Origin of the sequence: Corynebacterium marinum DSM 44953, assembly GCF_000835165.1 — a bacterium.
Classification (GTDB): Bacteria; Actinomycetota; Actinomycetes; order Mycobacteriales; family Mycobacteriaceae; genus Corynebacterium; species Corynebacterium marinum.
On record NZ_CP007790.1, the window covers coordinates 1,990,977 to 2,007,557 of the forward strand.

The 16,581-nt window shown below is 65.5% G+C and carries 14 protein-coding genes; 9 read left to right on the forward strand and 5 right to left on the reverse strand.

From position 1 onward, the window contains the following. Window positions 1-28: 28 nt before the first annotated feature. Together B840_RS09420 and B840_RS09425 are read right to left on the reverse strand one after the other, a co-directional pair. On the reverse strand, window positions 29-1,516 hold the full coding sequence (locus tag B840_RS09420) for an Hsp70 family protein (protein ID WP_042621930.1): 1,488 nt from the start codon (window positions 1,514-1,516) through the stop codon (window positions 29-31). Window positions 1,517-1,548: 32 nt separating this feature from the next. Next, window positions 1,549-2,526, reverse strand: a complete 978-nt coding sequence (locus tag B840_RS09425; protein ID WP_042621931.1) for a malate dehydrogenase — start codon at window positions 2,524-2,526, stop codon at window positions 1,549-1,551. Window positions 2,527-2,791: 265 nt separating this feature from the next. On the opposite strand from B840_RS09425, the gene B840_RS09430 reads away from it, so the two are divergent. The 4 genes from B840_RS09430 (at window position 2,792) to B840_RS09445 (ending at window position 6,711) form a co-directional block, all read left to right on the forward strand. Further along, window positions 2,792-3,523 carry a TetR/AcrR family transcriptional regulator gene (locus tag B840_RS09430; protein ID WP_042621932.1) on the forward strand — a complete coding sequence of 244 codons (732 nt, stop codon included), beginning with the start codon at window positions 2,792-2,794 and terminating at the stop codon, window positions 3,521-3,523. Window positions 3,524-3,735: 212 nt separating this feature from the next. Then, window positions 3,736-5,130 (forward strand): MBL fold metallo-hydrolase, encoded by a 1,395-nt coding sequence (locus B840_RS09435; RefSeq protein ID WP_042621933.1) that lies wholly within the window; start codon window positions 3,736-3,738, stop codon window positions 5,128-5,130. A gap of 52 nt (window positions 5,131-5,182) precedes the next feature. After that, on the forward strand, window positions 5,183-5,791 hold the full coding sequence (locus B840_RS09440; protein ID WP_042621934.1) for a rhodanese-like domain-containing protein: 609 nt from the start codon (window positions 5,183-5,185) through the stop codon (window positions 5,789-5,791). Window positions 5,792-5,838: 47 nt separating this feature from the next. Then, a complete protein-coding gene (locus tag B840_RS09445; protein WP_042621935.1) occupies window positions 5,839-6,711 on the forward strand; it encodes a sulfite exporter TauE/SafE family protein in 873 nt (290 codons plus the stop codon). A 93-nt stretch (window positions 6,712-6,804) separates the two neighbouring features. On the opposite strand, the gene clpX is transcribed toward B840_RS09445, so the two are convergent. From clpX to B840_RS09460, 3 genes are all read right to left on the reverse strand, one after another. Continuing rightward, the gene (gene clpX, locus B840_RS09450) at window positions 6,805-8,094 is read right to left on the reverse strand and encodes an ATP-dependent Clp protease ATP-binding subunit ClpX (RefSeq protein WP_042621936.1); all 1,290 of its coding nucleotides are present in this window, start codon (window positions 8,092-8,094) and stop codon (window positions 6,805-6,807) included. Window positions 8,095-8,314: 220 nt separating this feature from the next. Next, complete coding sequence (locus B840_RS09455) at window positions 8,315-8,962, reverse strand: 3-oxoacid CoA-transferase subunit B (RefSeq protein WP_042621937.1); 648 nt, start codon at window positions 8,960-8,962, stop codon at window positions 8,315-8,317. Further along, complete coding sequence (locus tag B840_RS09460) at window positions 8,962-9,705, reverse strand: CoA transferase subunit A (protein ID WP_042621938.1); 744 nt, start codon at window positions 9,703-9,705, stop codon at window positions 8,962-8,964. Before B840_RS09460 ends, B840_RS09455 begins: the two co-directional genes overlap by 1 nt. A 70-nt stretch (window positions 9,706-9,775) precedes the next feature. Here B840_RS09460 and B840_RS09465 point away from each other — a divergent pair, with 70 nt between their 5' ends. The 5 genes from B840_RS09465 (at window position 9,776) to B840_RS13180 (ending at window position 16,516) form a co-directional block, all read left to right on the forward strand. Then, window positions 9,776-10,552, forward strand: a complete 777-nt coding sequence (locus B840_RS09465) for an IclR family transcriptional regulator domain-containing protein (RefSeq protein ID WP_042621939.1) — start codon at window positions 9,776-9,778, stop codon at window positions 10,550-10,552. Window positions 10,553-10,568: 16 nt separating this feature from the next. Beyond that, entirely contained in the window at window positions 10,569-11,795 is a 1,227-nt protein-coding gene (locus B840_RS09470) for an acetyl-CoA C-acetyltransferase (RefSeq protein ID WP_042621940.1), read from the forward strand. A gap of 4 nt (window positions 11,796-11,799) precedes the next feature. Next, entirely contained in the window at window positions 11,800-12,567 is a 768-nt protein-coding gene (locus B840_RS09475) for an alpha/beta fold hydrolase (RefSeq protein WP_042621941.1), read from the forward strand. Between the two features lie 197 nt (window positions 12,568-12,764). Next, window positions 12,765-15,428: an AAA family ATPase gene (locus B840_RS09480; RefSeq protein ID WP_169745274.1), complete on the forward strand. Its 2,664-nt coding sequence runs from the start codon at window positions 12,765-12,767 to the stop codon at window positions 15,426-15,428. Beyond that, window positions 15,425-16,516 carry a 5-methylcytosine restriction system specificity protein McrC gene (locus B840_RS13180; RefSeq protein ID WP_084602948.1) on the forward strand — a complete coding sequence of 364 codons (1,092 nt, stop codon included), beginning with the start codon at window positions 15,425-15,427 and terminating at the stop codon, window positions 16,514-16,516. The genes B840_RS09480 and B840_RS13180 overlap by 4 nt, the downstream gene beginning before the upstream one ends. The last annotated feature ends 65 nt before the right edge of the window (window positions 16,517-16,581 follow it).

Here is a 16,581-nt window from a genome sequence, read left to right on the forward strand (position 1 = left end):
GCACCGCACACGCCCGGACCCCGGACGGTCACTCCCCCACGTTCACCGTGGCGGTCACCTCGAAGCCGTCCTCGGGGCACTCGATGCGGATGGCGGCGATGCCGTGGGCGTCGACGGTGACGGTCTCGACGACCTCGGGCCCGTTCTCGGTGCGTTCGACGGGGACGGCGGCCAGTTCGGCGTCGGAAAGCTGGCGCAGTGCGGGATCGAAGGGGACGAGGACCTCCGCCAGCAGCGTGAAGTCGCCCGGGTCGTCGCTGCCCGCGTCGAGGGCCGAGTACTCCACGTAACGGAACCAGCCGACGTTGTGGGCCGCGCGGTACCGGCGGGTGATGGTGATGCCCTCACCGGATCCGGCCTCGGCGTCGGGGCCGACCAGGGCGTCGAAGCTCACGGCCGCACCGGCGTCGCGCTCGCGGAACACGCCGATGCCGCGGGAGAGTCGGTCGCGCAGATGGTAATGGGAATCCGGGTCGGCCGCGATGGCCAGGCCCACGGCGGTGGAGGCGGTGGGCAGCGGCGAGCGGTGGACGCGGCGCCCGAAGCGCTCGCGCAGCATCCGGGGGACCAGCGGCAGGGCGCTGGCGCCGCCGACGAGGTACACGCCGGCGATCTCGGTGTCGGCGAGCGACTCGGAGGCGCCGATGAGCGGCTGCATGATCTCCAGGGACTGCTCGACGAGCGGGGTGACCTCGTCGTAGAACTCGGCGACCGGGACGATGACGTCGTCGTCGCCGAGCTCGAGGACCATGCGGCGCGACTGCGGCTTGAGCTGCTCCTTGGCGGTGCGTGCCTCGTCGAGAAGCTTCCGGCGGGCCCGCCGGCCGAAGACGTCGCCGGCCCGGCCGGCGGCGGCCAGGGACAGGTCGGCGAGGGCCTCGTCGAAGTCGTCGCCGCCGAGGAGGCTGATGCCCAGGGAGGTCTCCACGTTGTGCTCGGGACCGTCGATCCGCATGAGCGTGACGTCGAAGGTGCCGCCGCCGAGGTCGTAGACGATGACGTTGGAGCGGCGGGAACTCAGCGTGCGCGAATGGAGGTGGGTGTACTCGAACGCGGCGGCGCTCGGCTCGTTGACCATGCCCAGCACGGTGGCGCCGGCCCGGGTGAAGGCGTCGAGGGTGAGCAGCCGCTGCGCGGAGCGGGCGTTGGCGGGGACGCCGAGGACGATCTCGATGTCCCCGTCGCCGACATGCTCGCGCAGGTGCTCCACCACGACACCCGCGAACGCCGCGAGCACCTCGCCCAGCGGGCGTTCCTGCTCGCCCAGACGCACCGGGGTCTCCGCGGTCGCGTCGCCGGCGGAGAGCAGCCGTTTGAAGGAGCGGACGAGGGTGGAGCTGTCCAGGGCCAGCGCCTCCCAGCCGCCGACGAGCCGGTCGCCGTCCAAGGCGACGACCGAGGGGATGTACTCCTGCGGATCCCCCTCAGGGTCGGTGACGGGGAGCACGGGATAATTCCCGCGGTCGACCGCCGCAATGACAGTACGGGTGGTGCCGAAATCAATCCCGAAGCGCATGCGGACGAGAGTAGCGGAATTACGGCCGGATGCTAGTTCAAGAGGTCCGCCACGGCGTGGCGTTCCGCCTTGAGCTCATCGACGTTCTTCGCGATCATTCCGCGCTGGAAGTCGTCGAGCTCCAGTCCCCGGACGATTTCCCAGGAACCGTTGCGGGAGACCACCGGGAATCCGGCGACCAGCCCCTCGTCGATGCCGTAGGAGCCGTCGGAGGGCAGGGCGACGGAGACCCACCGGTCGGTGCCCCGGATCCAGTCGCGCATGTGGTCGACGGCGGCGGCGGCCGCGGAGGCGGCGGAGGACCTGCCCCGGACCTCGATGATCTCCGCGCCGCGCCGGGCCACGCGCGGGATGAACTCGTCGACGTACCAGTCCCGGTCGAGCTTCTCCATCACCGGCTCGCCCTTGACCGTGGCGAAGGTGAGGTCCGGGAACTGGGCCGCAGAGTGGTTGCCCCACACCGCGACGTTCTCGAAGTCGGTGGTGAGGACCCCGAGCTTCTCCGCCAGCTGGGACAGCGTCCGGTTGTGGTCCAGCCGCATGAGCGCGGTGAAACGGTCGGCGGGCACATCCGGGGCGGACTGCTGCGCAATGAGGGCGTTGGTGTTGGCCGGGTTGCCGACGACGACCACGCGGATGTCGTCCGCGGCGTGGCCGTTGATCGCCGCGCCCTGCGGACCGAAGATGCCGCCGTTGTTCTTGAGCAGGTCCGCGCGCTCCTCACCCTTGGCGCGGGGCTTGGCGCCGACGAGGAATGCGGCGTTCGCCCCCTCGAAGGCCGTCTCGGCTTTGTCGGTGACTGTGATGCCGCGCAGCAGCGGGAACGCGGAGTCGTTGAGCTCCATCGCCACGCCCTCCGCCCCGCCGACGGCGGCGGGGATCTCCAGCAGGCTCAGCTCGACGGGCGTGTCGGGGCCGTACACGTCGCCCGCGGCGATACGCCACAGGAGGGAGTAGGCGATGTTTCCGGCGGCACCGGTCACCGTAATCTTGACGGGGTTCTGGGACATGCTGAATCCTTTCGGGACCAGTTCGGGCGGATAGTGAACAATCATCGTCCAGCCTAGCTGTCGCCGGCCTTGCTGGAAACCACCCCCAGAAGGGCGTGACCGACTGCCTGAACGACCGTTTCACCTGGCATTTCACCCCCGATCCGGGTGGGTGGCGGTACTTTTTCCGGAAACGACCGCGCCGGCGAGTCCAGATTCAGGCACGATAGTTGGCAGCGCCCACCAGCGTCCCACCCCCAGACCTTTTCGGAGGGCTCACGCAGCCATGTACGACGCCGACCACACCGGCCCCGACGAGAACAGCACCGTCGCCGGTGTCGTCGAAGTCGCGATCGAGCAGTTCTCCGAGCACGGCTTCATCGAGGCCCGGCTGGACACCATCGCGAAGATCTCCGGCATGTCGAAACGGATGATCCACTACCACTTCGGCGACAAGAAGGGCCTCTACCACCGCTGCCTGGTCGAGGCTTTGCAGCGGATCACCCCGGCAGGCGATGAACTCATCCTCGACTCCACCATCCCCGTGGAGGGGGTGAGCAAGCTCGTCGACGTCGTGTACCTCCGCATGGTCAACCATCCGGAGTCCATCAGGCTGCTGGTGACGGAGAGCCTGCACAAGGTTCTCAACATCGGGGAACTGGCCAACCTGAACAGCCAGGCGGAAATCTCGCTCCACCTCGACCGGCTGCTCATGCTGGGCCAGGACGCCGGCGCCTTCCGCCCGGGCATCTCCGCGGAGGACCTCTTCTACCTGATCGGCGCGCTGGCCTTCTACCGGGTGACCAACCGGGACCTGATGGCCAACATGCTGGACCTGGACCCGACCAGCGAGGCGAACACCGAAGGCATCCACCGGCTGACGGTCGACGCCGCCCTGTCGTTCCTCACCGCCAACATCCCGGACAGCGGGCACGACAGCTACCTGAAGATCGACCGCGCGGGCGACCATGAGCCGCAGTCGGCACTGGAGATCTACGACCCGGAAGAGTTCGAGTAGTCCCACCCGCGCCCCCGACCATCCCGCCAGACCCCAGTTCCCGTTGCCTTCCCCGGCAACCCGAGCCGGGGTCTTCCTGATTCAAAGGGGCCTCGGCGGGCCGCCTACCAGCAGTTTTATATACCCCCCGGGGCATCACTTGATACCTACCGGGGTATATGTCAAGATGGGTCGCGTTCAACAAAACCATCCCGACTTACGGAGTGAACCCCATGCTGCTGCACCGCTTCTACGACGAAGACCTCGCCCAGGCCAGCTACTTCATCGGCTGCCAGGCACAGAACACCGCCGTCGTCGTCGACCCCCGCCGCGACATCACCGACTACCTCGAGCTGGCCGAGCACCACGGGATGACCATCACCGGCGTCACCGAAACCCACATCCACGCCGACTACCTCTCCGGCACCCGGGAACTGGCCGCGGCCACCGGCGCCGAGATCTACGTCTCCGGCGAGGGCGACGAGGACTGGCAGTACGGCTTCGACGGCACCCGCCTGCACGACGGCGACACCATCAAGATCGGCAACATCACCATCGAGGCCAAGCACACCCCCGGCCACACCCCGGAGCACCTGTCCTTCCTGGTCACCGACGGTGCTTTCGCCGACACCCCCGGATACCTGCTCTCCGGCGACTTCGTCTTCTCCGGCGATCTCGGACGCCCCGACCTGCTCGACGAGGCCGCCGGCGGCGTCGACACCCGCTTCGGCGGCGCGAAGCAGATCTTCCGGAGCCTCAAGGAGGTCTTCCTGGCGCTGCCCGACCACGTTCAGGTCTACCCGGCCCACGGCGCGGGTTCCGCCTGCGGCAAGGCGCTCGGCGCCCTGCCGTCGACCACCGTCGGCTACGAGCGCTCCTACGCCTGGTGGGCCCCCTACCTCGCCAACGACGACGAGCAGGGCTTCGTCGACGAACTGCTCGACGGCCAGCCCGACGCCCACGCCTACTTCGGGCGGATGAAGCGCCAGAACAAGACCGGCCCGGCCGTCCTCGGCTACCCGCTGGCCCCGCTGCCCGAGCTGAAGGGCGGCGACATCGCGGACGAGGTCCGCTCCGGCGGAAAGATCATCGTCGACACCCGCCACCACTCCGAGGTCCACGATGGCACCGTCGAAGGTGCGGTCAACGTCCCCGGAATCGACAAGGCCGCCAGCTACATCGCCTGGGTCTTCGACCCGGAGTCCGATACCGCCGATCTGGTCGTCCTCGCCGAGGACCAGGAGAAGGCCGAGGACTTCCGCAACCACTTCATCCGCGTCGGCGTCGACGAGACCGTCGGTTACGTCACCTCCTTCGAGGGCCTGCCGACCACCTCTCCGGAGGTCCTCGCCCAGGACAAGCTCGAGGGCTTCAGCTACGACATGCTGCTCGACCTGCGCAACAAGACCGAGCACGCCGACGGCCACATCCCCGGGTCCGTCCAGCTCTCCGGCGGCCGCGTCCTGTGGAACCTCGACCAGCTGCCCGACGCCGACGCCACCATCGTCACCTACTGCCAGTCCGGCGTCCGCAACTCCGTCGCAGGCTCCGCGCTGCGCCGCAAGGGCTACAACATCGTCGAGCTCGAGGACTCCTACCTCGGCTGGCTCGACCACACCAACAAGTAACCACCGCCTGCACCTCCAGCAGACCCCTCCCACAGACAGGAATTCACCACCCATGACGGCCCCCACCACCACGATCACCTCCCTCGAAGCAGCAGATCTCAAGGCACACCTGGCCAACGGCGAGCAGCCGATCATCATCGACGTCCGCACCCCCGCCGAGTTCGAGTCCATGCACATCCGCGGCGCCTACAACGTCCCGCTGTCCATGCTCGCCGAGCACACCTCGGAATTCGCCTCCCGCTTCGAGGACGGCGTGGTCCTGGTCTGCCAGTCCGGCATCCGCGCCGAAGAGGCGCGCGAGCGTCTCGCCTCCGCGGGTCTGGAGACCGCCAGCGTGCTGGCCGGCGGCACCGCCGCCTTCGCGGACGCAGGCGGCGACGTCGTGCGCGGCAAGCGGCGCTGGGCCATGGACCGCCAGGTCCGCATGGTCGCAGGTTCGCTGGTGCTCGCCGGTTTCGTCGGCTCCCGCGTGGTCTCCCGCCCCGTCGGTTACCTCTCGGCCGCCGTCGGTGCCGGCCTGACCTGGTCCGCGCTCAGCGACTCCTGCGCCATGGCCTCCGCCCTGTCGAAGATGCCGTGGAACCAGGCCTCGGTGACCCCGACCCTGGCGTCCACCGTCCAGGACATCCCGGTCGCCACCGGCAACGTCACCCTCCCCTAACCACCCAGCGGGCTGATCTCGGCCCCAAGTCTCGAAGACAGGAAATCATGAGCATCACTCTCATCGTGGTCGTCCTGCTCGCTATCGTGGTCGGGCTCAGCCTCGGGCTGCTCGGCGGCGGCGGCTCCATCCTCACCGTCCCCCTGCTGACCTACGTCGCGGGGATGGACCCGAAGGAAGCCATCGCAGCCTCGCTGTTCGTCGTGGGCACCACCTCCGTGGTGAGCACCTTCGCCCACGCGCGCAAGGGCAACGTGCAGTGGCGCACCGGACTGATCTTCGGCGCGGCCAGCATGGCCGGAGCCTTCCTCGGTGGCCTGGCCGGCGGATTCATCCCGGGAGTGGTCCTCATGATCGCGTTCGCCCTGATGATGATCGCCACCGCCGGGGCCATGCTCCGCGGCCGGAAGAAAGCGTCCGGCACGGGAGAGAAGAAGTCGCTCCCCCTGGGCAAGATCATCCTCGAGGGCCTGGTCGTGGGCCTGGTCACCGGCCTGGTCGGCGCCGGCGGCGGTTTCCTCGTGGTCCCCGCCCTGGCGCTGCTCGGCGGGCTGGCCATGCCGGTCGCGGTGGGCACCTCTCTGCTGGTCATCTCCATGAAGTCCTTCGCGGGGCTGGCCGGCTACCTGACCTCCGTCAGCCTGGACTGGCCGCTGGTCCTGTCCGTCACCGCCGCCGCCCTGGTCGGCGCGCTCATCGGCGCGCGGCTCACCTCGGTGGTCCCGGAGCAGGCGCTGCGCAAGGGCTTCGGCGTGTTCGTCCTGGTGATGGGCGTGTTCGTCCTCTCCCAGGAACTCCCCCAGCCCTGGGGACTGGTGGTCGCCGGAGTCGCCGCGGTCCTCGCGGCCGGTTACTTCGCCACCCGACGCCGCGCCCGCGCCAAGAGCGCCACGAGCACGGAGAACCCGGTCAGCGTCTGAGACGCAGCCTGACCCACAACACGCGGCAACCCGCGGGGACATTCCCCGCGGGTTGCCGCGTTTCCGGCCTTCCCGCCCGTTCAGGCGGAGATGCTAGGCCGTCTCCTTCTTCTCGCTGTCCAGGATCATCTTGGGTTCCGCCTCGCCGAGGACGACCTCGGCGGTGATGACCACCTCGTCGACGTCGTCGCGGTCCGGGATGTCGTACATCAGCGGGACGAGGAGCTCCTCCATGATGGCGCGCAGACCGCGGGCGCCGGTGCCGCGCTCCAGCGCCTTGTCGGCGATGACCTCCAGGGCGTCCTCGGAGAAGGTCAGCTGCACGTCATCCATCTCGAAGAGCCGCTGGTACTGGCGGACCAGGGAGTTCTTGGGCTCCGTGAGCACCCGGACCAGGGATTCCTGGTCCAGGTTGTCCACGGTCGCCACGATGGGCAGCCGGCCGATGAATTCGGGGATCAGGCCGAACTTCACCAGGTCCTCGGGGCGGACCTGGTCGAAGAGATCCATCTTCTCCCGGTCGGAGGCGGATTCGATCTCTGCACCGAAGCCGATGCCCTTCTTGCCCACGCGGTCCTGGATGACCTTCTCCAGGCCCGCGAACGCACCCGCCACGATGAACAGGATGTTGGAGGTGTCCAGCTGGATGAACTCCTGGTTGGGGTGCTTGCGCCCGCCCTGCGGCGGGATGGAGGCGGTCGTGCCCTCGAGGATCTTCAGCAGCGCCTGCTGCACTCCCTCGCCGGAGACGTCGCGGGTGATCGACGGGTTGTCGGACTTCCGCGAGATCTTGTCCACCTCGTCGACGTAGATGATGCCCCGCTGGGCGCGCTGGACGTCGAAATCCGCGGCCTGCAGAAGCTTCAGCAGGATGTTCTCCACGTCCTCGCCGACGTAGCCGGCCTCGGTGAGCGAGGTGGCGTCGGCAATGGCGAAGGGCACGTCCAGCATGCGCGCCAGGGTCTGCGCCAGGTACGTCTTGCCCGAGCCGGTGGGGCCGAGCAGCAGGATGTTCGACTTGGCGAGCTCCACCTCGTCCTTGCGCCCCCGGCGCGACGTGGTCGACGGGGCGGAGGTCTCCTCGGTCCGGATGCGCTTGTAGTGGTTGTACACCGCCACGGCGAGAATGCGCTTGGCCTTGTCCTGGCCGATGACGTACTTGTCCAGGAAGGAGGAGATCTCGGAGGGGCGCGGGAGCTTGTCCTCCTTCTGCTCGGCGGCCTGGGCGGCCCCGAGCTCCTCCTCGATGATCTCGTTGCACAGCTCGATGCACTCGTCACAGATGTACACTCCGCCGCCGGCGATGAGCTTCTTGACCTGCTTCTGGCTCTTTCCGCAGAAAGAGCATTTCAACAGGTCGGCGCTTTCTTGCATGCGTGCCATGAAGTGGAAGTCTCGCTTCGTGTAGGGAACGTGTCTCTTCACTCTAGTAAAGAGGTCAAACTAGTGCGCCGTCGGCGACTGAGCTGGGCATATTCAAGGTATCGGCACCCCCCGACCCGCCCCATGCACATGCCCGCCGTCGACGGCCGGCACCGGGAGTGCTGGCCGACGACGGCGGGCAGGTTCCGGGGACACACCCCCGGTACGCGGGTAGGTGAGTCTAGGCCACGCCCTCGGCGACCTTGAACGGCGCGTCGGTGACGGCGCGGACCGATTCGACGGTCTCGCCCTCGGCGACCTGCAGCAGGGTCAGGCCCTCCTGCGCGTCGACGCCGAAGACCGCGTAGTTGGTGACGATCATGTCGACGCACTTCGCACCGGTCAGGGGCAGCACGCAGGCCGGCAGGACCTTGGAGCCGCCCTTCTTGGTGGTGTGGTCCATCATGACGATGATCTGCTGGGCGCCGTGGACGAGGTCCATCGCCCCGCCCATGCCCTTGACCATCTTGCCGGGGATCATCCAGTTGGCCAGGTCACCGAACTGGGAGACCTCCATGGCGCCGAGCACGGCGACGTCGATCGCGCGGGAGCGGATCATGGCGAAGGAGTCGGAGGAGGAGAAGTAGGAGCCGCCCTCGGTGATGGTGATGGTCTCCTTGCCGGCGTTGATGAGCTCAGGGTCGAGCTCCTCCTCGGTCGGGTACGGGCCGACGCCGAGGATGCCGTTCTCGGAGTGGAGGACCACCTCGAGGTCCTCGGGCAGGAAGCCCGGGATGAGGGTCGGCATGCCGATGCCCAGGTTGACGTACTGGCCGTTTTCCAGTTCCTCGGCCACGCGGGCGGCCATCTGTTCCTTGTTCCAGGTCATTACTTGGTCACCGTCCTGTTCTCGATACCGGTCTCCTGCGGGCCGACCTCGACCACGCGGTCGACGTAGATGCCCGGGAGGTCGACGTCCTCGGGGTCGATCACGTCGACGAGGTGCTCGACCTGCGCGATGGTGACCTTGCCGCTCATGGCGGCGTCCGGGTTGAAGTTCATGGCGGTCTTGTTGAAGACCAGGTTGCCGTAGCGGTCACCCTTGTGCGCGTGGACCAGGGCGTAGTCGGCGCGGATGGACTCCTCGAGCACGTAGAGCTTGCCGTCGAACTCGCGGGTCTCCTTGGGCTTGGAGACCACGGAAACGGTGCCGTCCTCGTTGTAGCGCTGGGGCAGGCCGCCCTCGGCGACCTGGGTGCCCACGCCTGCGGTGGTGTAGAAGGCGGGGATGCCGGCACCGCCGGCACGCATACGCTCGGCGAGGGTGCCCTGCGGGGTGAACTCGACGGTGAGTTCGCCGGACAGGTACTGGCGCGCGTACTCCTTGTTCGATCCCAGGTAGGAACCGATGGACTTGGCGATGCGCTTGTCCGCCAGCAGCAGGCCGAGGCCGAAGCCGTCGGTGCCGAGGTTGTTGGAGATGATCGTCAGGTCAGTCGCGCCCTGCTCACGGAGGGCGTCGATCAGACGGGCGGGGATACCGACCAGACCGAATCCACCGACGGCGATGGACGCACCGTCGTGGATGTCGGCAACGGCCGCATCAATTGTCGGGAGAGTCTTGTCAAGCATGTCCCAGACTGTACACTGGGGTTCACTCACTGCACAAGGGTTCACATTCCGAACCGGAAAGGAGTTGAACGTGGCCGCCCCCGAGACACCGAACGTCCAGTCCCTGGTACGCGGACTGTCGGTCATCCGCACCTTCAACGCCGACCGCCCCCGCCAGACCCTGGCCCAGGTCGCCGAGGCCACCGGCCTGGCCCGCGCGACCGCCCGCCGCTTCCTCCACACACTGGTCACCATAGGCTACGCGGGCACCGACGGCACCGAATTTTGGCTGACCCCCCGGGTCCTCGAACTCGGCTACAGCTACATGTCCGGCCTGGGCCTGCCCGCCATCGCGCAGCCCCGTCTGGAGGAACTCTCCCGCCGCATCGGCGAATCCAGCTCCCTGTCGGTGCTCGACGGCCCGGACATCGTCTACGTCAACCGCGTCCCGGTGCGGCGCATCATGACGGTGTCCATCACCATCGGCACCCGCTTCCCCGCCTACGCCACCTCGATGGGCCGCGTCATCCTCGCGGGCCTGCCCCAGGATGACCTCGACGCGTACCTCGCCGAGGTCGACTTCAAGGCCTACACCCCCTCGACGATCGTGGATCTCGAACAGCTGCGCGCCGAGATTGCCCGCGTCCGCGAGCAGGGCTTCGCCATCGTGGACCAGGAGCTCGAACCGGGTCTGCGGTCTCTGGCCGCCCCGGTCCACTCCCCCTCGGGCAAGGTGGTGGCAGCGGTGAACGTATCCACGCAGACCGTGGTCCACCACCTGGACGAACTGCACAACAGCTTCCTCCCGGCCTTGATCGACACCGCCGAGCTCATCTCCGCCGACCTCGCGGCCACCGAACTCTTCTGACGAAAGGATCTTCCTCATGACCAACCCCACCGACATCGTGATCTGCTCCCCCCTGCGCACCGCCGTCGGCGCCTACGGCGGGCAGTTCACCACCGTGCCCGTCCAGGACCTCGCCGCCACCGTCATCCGCGCCATCGTCGAGCGCACCGGCCTCTCCCCCGAGCAGGTCGACGACCTCATCCTCGGCCAGGCCTCCCCCAACGGCGCCGCCCCGGCCCTGGGCCGCGTCGTCGCCCTCGACGCCGGCCTGGGCGAGTCCGTCCCAGGCATGCAGCTCGACCGCCGCTGCGGCTCCGGCCTGCAGGCCGTGGTCACCGCCGCCGCCCACGTGGCCGCCGGCGCAGCCGACCTGATCATCGCCGGTGGCGCCGAGTCCATGTCGCGCACCGAGTACACCGTCGACGCCGACGTCCGCTGGGGCAAGAAGGGCGGCAACATGGTCTTCCGCGACCGCCTCGCCGAGGCCCGCGAGACCGCCGGCGGAAAGAACCACCCGATCCCCGGCGGCATGATCGAGACCGCCGAAAACCTCCGCGAGGAGTACTCCATCCCCCGCGAGGCCCAGGACGAGATGTCCGTGACCTCCCACGCCCGCGCCGTCGCCGCGCAGGAGAACGGCACCTTCGCCGAGGAGATCGTCCCCGTCGCCGTCCCGCAGCGCAAGGGCGACCCGCTGATGGTCGACACCGACGAGCACCCCCGCCCCGGTTCCACCATGGAGAAGCTGGCCAAGCTCCGCCCGATCATGGGCCGACAGGACGCCGACGCCACCGTCACCGCAGGCAACGCCTCCGGCCAGAACGACGGCGCCGCCGCCATGATCGTGACCACCCGCGCCAAGGCTGAGGAACTCGGCCTGACCCCCGTGGTCAAGCTGCGCGGCTGGGCCGTCGCCGGCGTGGCACCGGAGACCATGGGCATCGGCCCGGTCCCGGCCACCAGGAAGGTCCTCGACCGCCTCGGTCTGACCCTGGACGACATGGACCTCATCGAACTCAACGAGGCCTTCGCCGCTCAGGCCCTGTCCGTGCTCTCCGAGTGGGGCATCTCCGCCGAGGACCCGCGCCTCAACCCGCTGGGCTCCGGCATCTCCCTGGGCCACCCGGTCGGCGCCACCGGCGCCCGGATGCTCGTCACCGCCTCGCACCAGCTGCAGCGCACCGATGCCAAGACCGCCCTGATCACCATGTGCATCGGCGGCGGCCAGGGCCTGGCCGCCGTGATCGAGAAGGAGGGGAACTAACAGCATGATCCTCCACTCCGTCGAATACGGCTCCGACAACCCCGGCGACCCGGTCGTCCTCCTCGGCTCCATCGCCTCCACCACCGACATGTGGCTCCCCCAGCTGGACGCCCTGTCCGCCACCCGCCGCGTGATCGCACTCGACCACCCCGGCCACGGCGGTTCCCCGGACCCCGACGCCCAGCCCGGTGAGACCTCCATGTCCGACCTGGCCGACAACATCCTGGCCACCCTCGACGAGCTCGGCGTGGAGCAGTTCGCCGTCGTCGGGCTGTCCCTGGGCGGCGCGCTGGCGCAGTACCTGACCGCCACCTCCGGGCGCGTCACCCGCGCCGCCTTCCTGTGCACCGCCGCGTACTTCGGCGGCACGCAGAAGTGGCACCCGCGCTCGGAACTGACCCGCGCGCAGGGTCTCGAGCCGATGGCCGACGGTGTCATCGGCCTGTGGTTCACCGAACAGTTCCGCGACACGCGCCCGGCCACCACCGCGTTCTACCGCCGCATGGTCACCTCGACCCGCGGTGTGGGCTACGCCGCCTGCTCCGACGCCCTCGCCCACTGGGACTTCTCCGGGCAGCTCAAGGAGATCACCGTACCGGTGCTCACCATCGCCGGCGCCGAGGACGAGTCCACTCCCCCAGCTACCGTGCAGGCCATCGCCGAGGGCGTCAGCGGTCTGGTCACCTCCGTTGTGGTGTCCCCTGGTGCGCACGTGCCCACCGTCGAGGTACCCGAGCAGGTCAACCAGGCTCTGGTGGAGTTCTTCGCCTAGCCGCTCGCTTTTCGACGCCGCCGTTTCCCCCTCACTGGAGGGGGACGGCGGCATCTGTCGTTGCCGTACACCGGTGGAAAGCATTCACTCCGACAGGCTCAGAATCACAAAGGTTCCTCCCCAACTTGTCCTATTCAGTTCCCACTGGGATGAGATATAATTATATTTTTATACCTCAACCGGATAGGAATTATTTCGTGAACGATTCTCGCTTGCTCGTATGGAAGTTTATCCCGCTTATTCTTCAGATAAGCGAAGATAGAAAGCTCCACAGGCACAAGGATCTACTCAGCTCTCTCCTCAATACAGCGGAACGAGACTTCCCCGATGCCGTCGCGCATATCTCCAACAGTGGTTCAAACAGGGCCCGGGACGCTGGCACCTGGGCCATCCAGTACGCGTATGATTTCGGTCTCCTTGAGCGGCCATCAACAGGCATGTACCGCTTGTCAGAGGCAGGCTGCAGCTACATTGAAAAACACCCCTATCCGCCTTCGCAGGAAGATACCGACAACCTCATTTCCTGGGGGCGAACGCAAAGAAAAAAGAGGAGGAGTTCAGCTCTTTCTTCCAGACAAGTGTGGGTGGTCCGCGCAGGGAAGGACGGCGAAAGAGAGGAATTCTCACGCAACAATGGCTTGATTGCCCCGGGCATGGATAATGTCCCCGACCTCACCGATCTGCACGACCCTAAATCAATTCTTGAAGGTGTCGTTCGACAGAACCCCGAGTACAAGAAAGCCACGGCGCAGAATTTTGCCTCGCAAGCTAACGCGCTCCGCAACCGCATCAAACTCGGCGACCATATTCTCCTCCCTCTTAAGACAGACCGAGAACTGATCCTCGTGGGAACCCGCTCCGGCGACTACTTCTTCCGTGAGGACGAGCCCGACTCGGAGAAGCGTCATAGACTCCCCGTGACCTGGGACGGCGTTATCGCCCGTAAGGACCTTCTCCCCGATCTGCTTGCGTCCATTAACGGGTCACAGACCATTTTCGAGGTCAAACGAAACAGCGCTTTAGAACGTCTGGAGTCGGTTCTGGACGGTGAGCTCGACCCCGGTGATCCCGACGAATCCACCGCCGTTGATTACGCCGAGCTGTATGCCCCGGCAAGCCAGGACTGGGTCAATTTTCACGCACAACTGGCTAATGCCCTCCGTCCTTACGCTTCTGATCGACAGGCTCTGCTCACCAAGCTTCATGAGGTCGCAGAAAAGTCCGAGCGCCCCCAGCTATTCAGGTATCTCTTCCAGTGGAAGGACCAGGGTACGGACGTCCGCGGGACGGATATTGATCCCTTCACCATTTTCGGGGCCATGAACCGCGGGATCACCTTCGACGCCCGTATCGCGGCCCGGCGCGGATTTAAGGAGGTCTTTGACCTTGAAGCACCTGTGCCGGAGGATTTTGCAGGCATCCCGGTCCTCAACAACATGCGGTCCCGTTTCGAAAGTGCCGGCGATTCGCCGGAGTCGGGATTCTATGACCGAATGTGGAACCTGTTTGTTGCAGCGCTCAACTATTCGCACGCGCCGGAAACCAACCGGGATGTGTTCATCGAGGCGTTCGACGCAGCGACTCAATCACGCAGACCCTGGATGTTCACGATGGGCCTCTACTGGGTTCGGCCGGAGACCTTTCTCAACCTTGACAGCGTGAACCGACGCTTCCTCACGTCTGACGAAGTGATTCTCCCAGAAGGCGTCTCTCCCTCCACTCCACCCGATGGTCAGACGTATCTCCAGCTCAACGATGCTGTACAAGAATGGCTCGAAGATTCGGCACTTGAGCCCCCAACACTTCCTACCCTGTCCATGGCTGCGTTCCGCTACGCCAATATGGAGGAAAGCACGGAGCCAGCGGAACCGTCCCCTGATCCATCACCGGACCCGGCCAACGACACTCCCATCAAGGAGCCTGCCGCTGAGAAAAAATACTCGACGGCGTCCATTGTCGAGGATGGTTCCTTCTATTCGAAGCCAGTCCTCGATGAGATGCTATCCAGTCTGCGGGACAAAAAGAATCTGATCCTGCAGGGTCCTCCTGGAACAGGCAAGTCCTGGCTCTCGAGGCGTCTCGCCAAAGCCTTGACAGGTGACGAGAGCACCATCATGTCCATGCAATTCCATCCCTCCACGTCATACGAGGACTTCATCCAGGGTTGGCGCCCCGCAGGGCAGAACTCACTGGAGCTCACCAACGGGCCGTTCCTTGAGGCGATCGAAGCTGCCGCAAGCCAGGATGACTCGAAGTACGTCATCATCATCGACGAAATCAACCGAGGCAATCCGGCCCAAGTGTTCGGAGAGATGCTGACGCTCTTGGAGGCAGACAAACGAAGTCCCGAAAACGCTATGTCGCTGCTTTACTCGACCAATCCAGCGGACACGGTATTCATCCCCGACAACCTGTTTGTGATCGGAACGATGAACCTGTCTGACCGTTCCTTGGCGATGGTGGACATGGCATTCCGACGTCGATTCGCCTTCTACAACCTGGAACCTCAGCTCAATGATGCGTGGTTGGAACACTGCACCACCCTGGGACGTGATCGCGACACCATGTTGGAGATCCGCCGGAGAATTGAATCGGTCAATGAGATGATCGCTGGCTACGCAACCCTTGGCGACCAGTTTGTAGTAGGCCACAGTTACGTGACCCCCGTGAAAAATCTCAAGGATCCCTCGCCACAGGCAACCTGGGACTGGTTCAGGAAGATCGTGCGGACTGAGCTGATTCCGTTGCTCCAAGAGTACTGGCTTGACGATCAGATAGCCCTCGAGCAAGCTACCTCGGTACTCACAGCGGCGAACCCTCTTGCCGAAACCGATCCAGAAGAACTCACGGACCAACCATGACAACTGTCCCCGGCCCCAGTTCGTTTGTTCCGATCCGGAACATCTGGCTGCTGCAGGTGTACGCCTCGAAGCTGTATCAAGACGGACTCATCCGAAATACCGAGATTGAGGATCCTGGTGTAGATCTCCCCCACCTTGCGACAGCCTTACTCTGCGACGCTGTCCAACGATCCCTGAGAAAAGGGTTGGCCCGTGACTTCGTGGACGCTTCGGATGATATATCGAGAGTACGAGGGAGGATCGACCTCCTGTCCACGAAACGGCGGAGCCTTCTTCAGAAAGGGAGGGTGGCGTGTACCTTCAACGAATTGAGCGTTGATACTCCTGAGAATCGGCTCCTGCGCCATGCCCTCGACAGCGCGACCCGGCTCGTAGAACGAGCCCACCACACCGCTACTACGACTGAACAATCGTCTCTCATCCAAAGGTGCCGTCACCTCTCGAGAACGCTGGTGGATATCGGTGTCCATCCACGAGACATCCCCGCAGTGATTCCTCCTGCGGTTGGCCGTCGAACGCTTGCCCACCATGCCGCAGCGTTAGCTGCCGCGCGCCTCGTCCTGGACATGGCTCTTCCTGACGACTCTGCTCCCGGAACCCACCACCTACAAAGGCCCGTCTACTCCGAGGAATCCCTCCGGAAATTGTTTGAGAAAGCTCTCGTGGGCATCTTTCGACACCACCTGCACCCGGAAGGATGGACGATCAAAGGGGCTGAGAGGCTCTACTGGAATGCCACAGGACAGACGGAGCTTCTTCCCTCCATGAAGACGGATATTTCCATGTACACGCCCGAAGGGAACAAGATCATCGCCGATGCGAAGTTCACGGGCATTACCTCCCTTCACAACAAAAAAGAAATCCTCAAGTCAGAGAATCTTTATCAGTTGCATGCTTACCTGACGCAGTCCCCAACTGTGCCTGGAAAACCTCCGACAGCAGGCGTCCTGATCTATGCGTCCATGGGCGCCGACCTACACGCCACCATGCTAATCGGTGGCCACCCGTTCCGATGTGCAACGGTGGATCTCACTGCCGACGGACCAACGATCCGCAAACAAGCCATTGCAGCCGTAACGCAGCTTTAGACAAGCATATGATCCTCGCAGGTTCTTACCCCTCGAGTGCTGTGGGATCGAGCAGCTCCCGGACC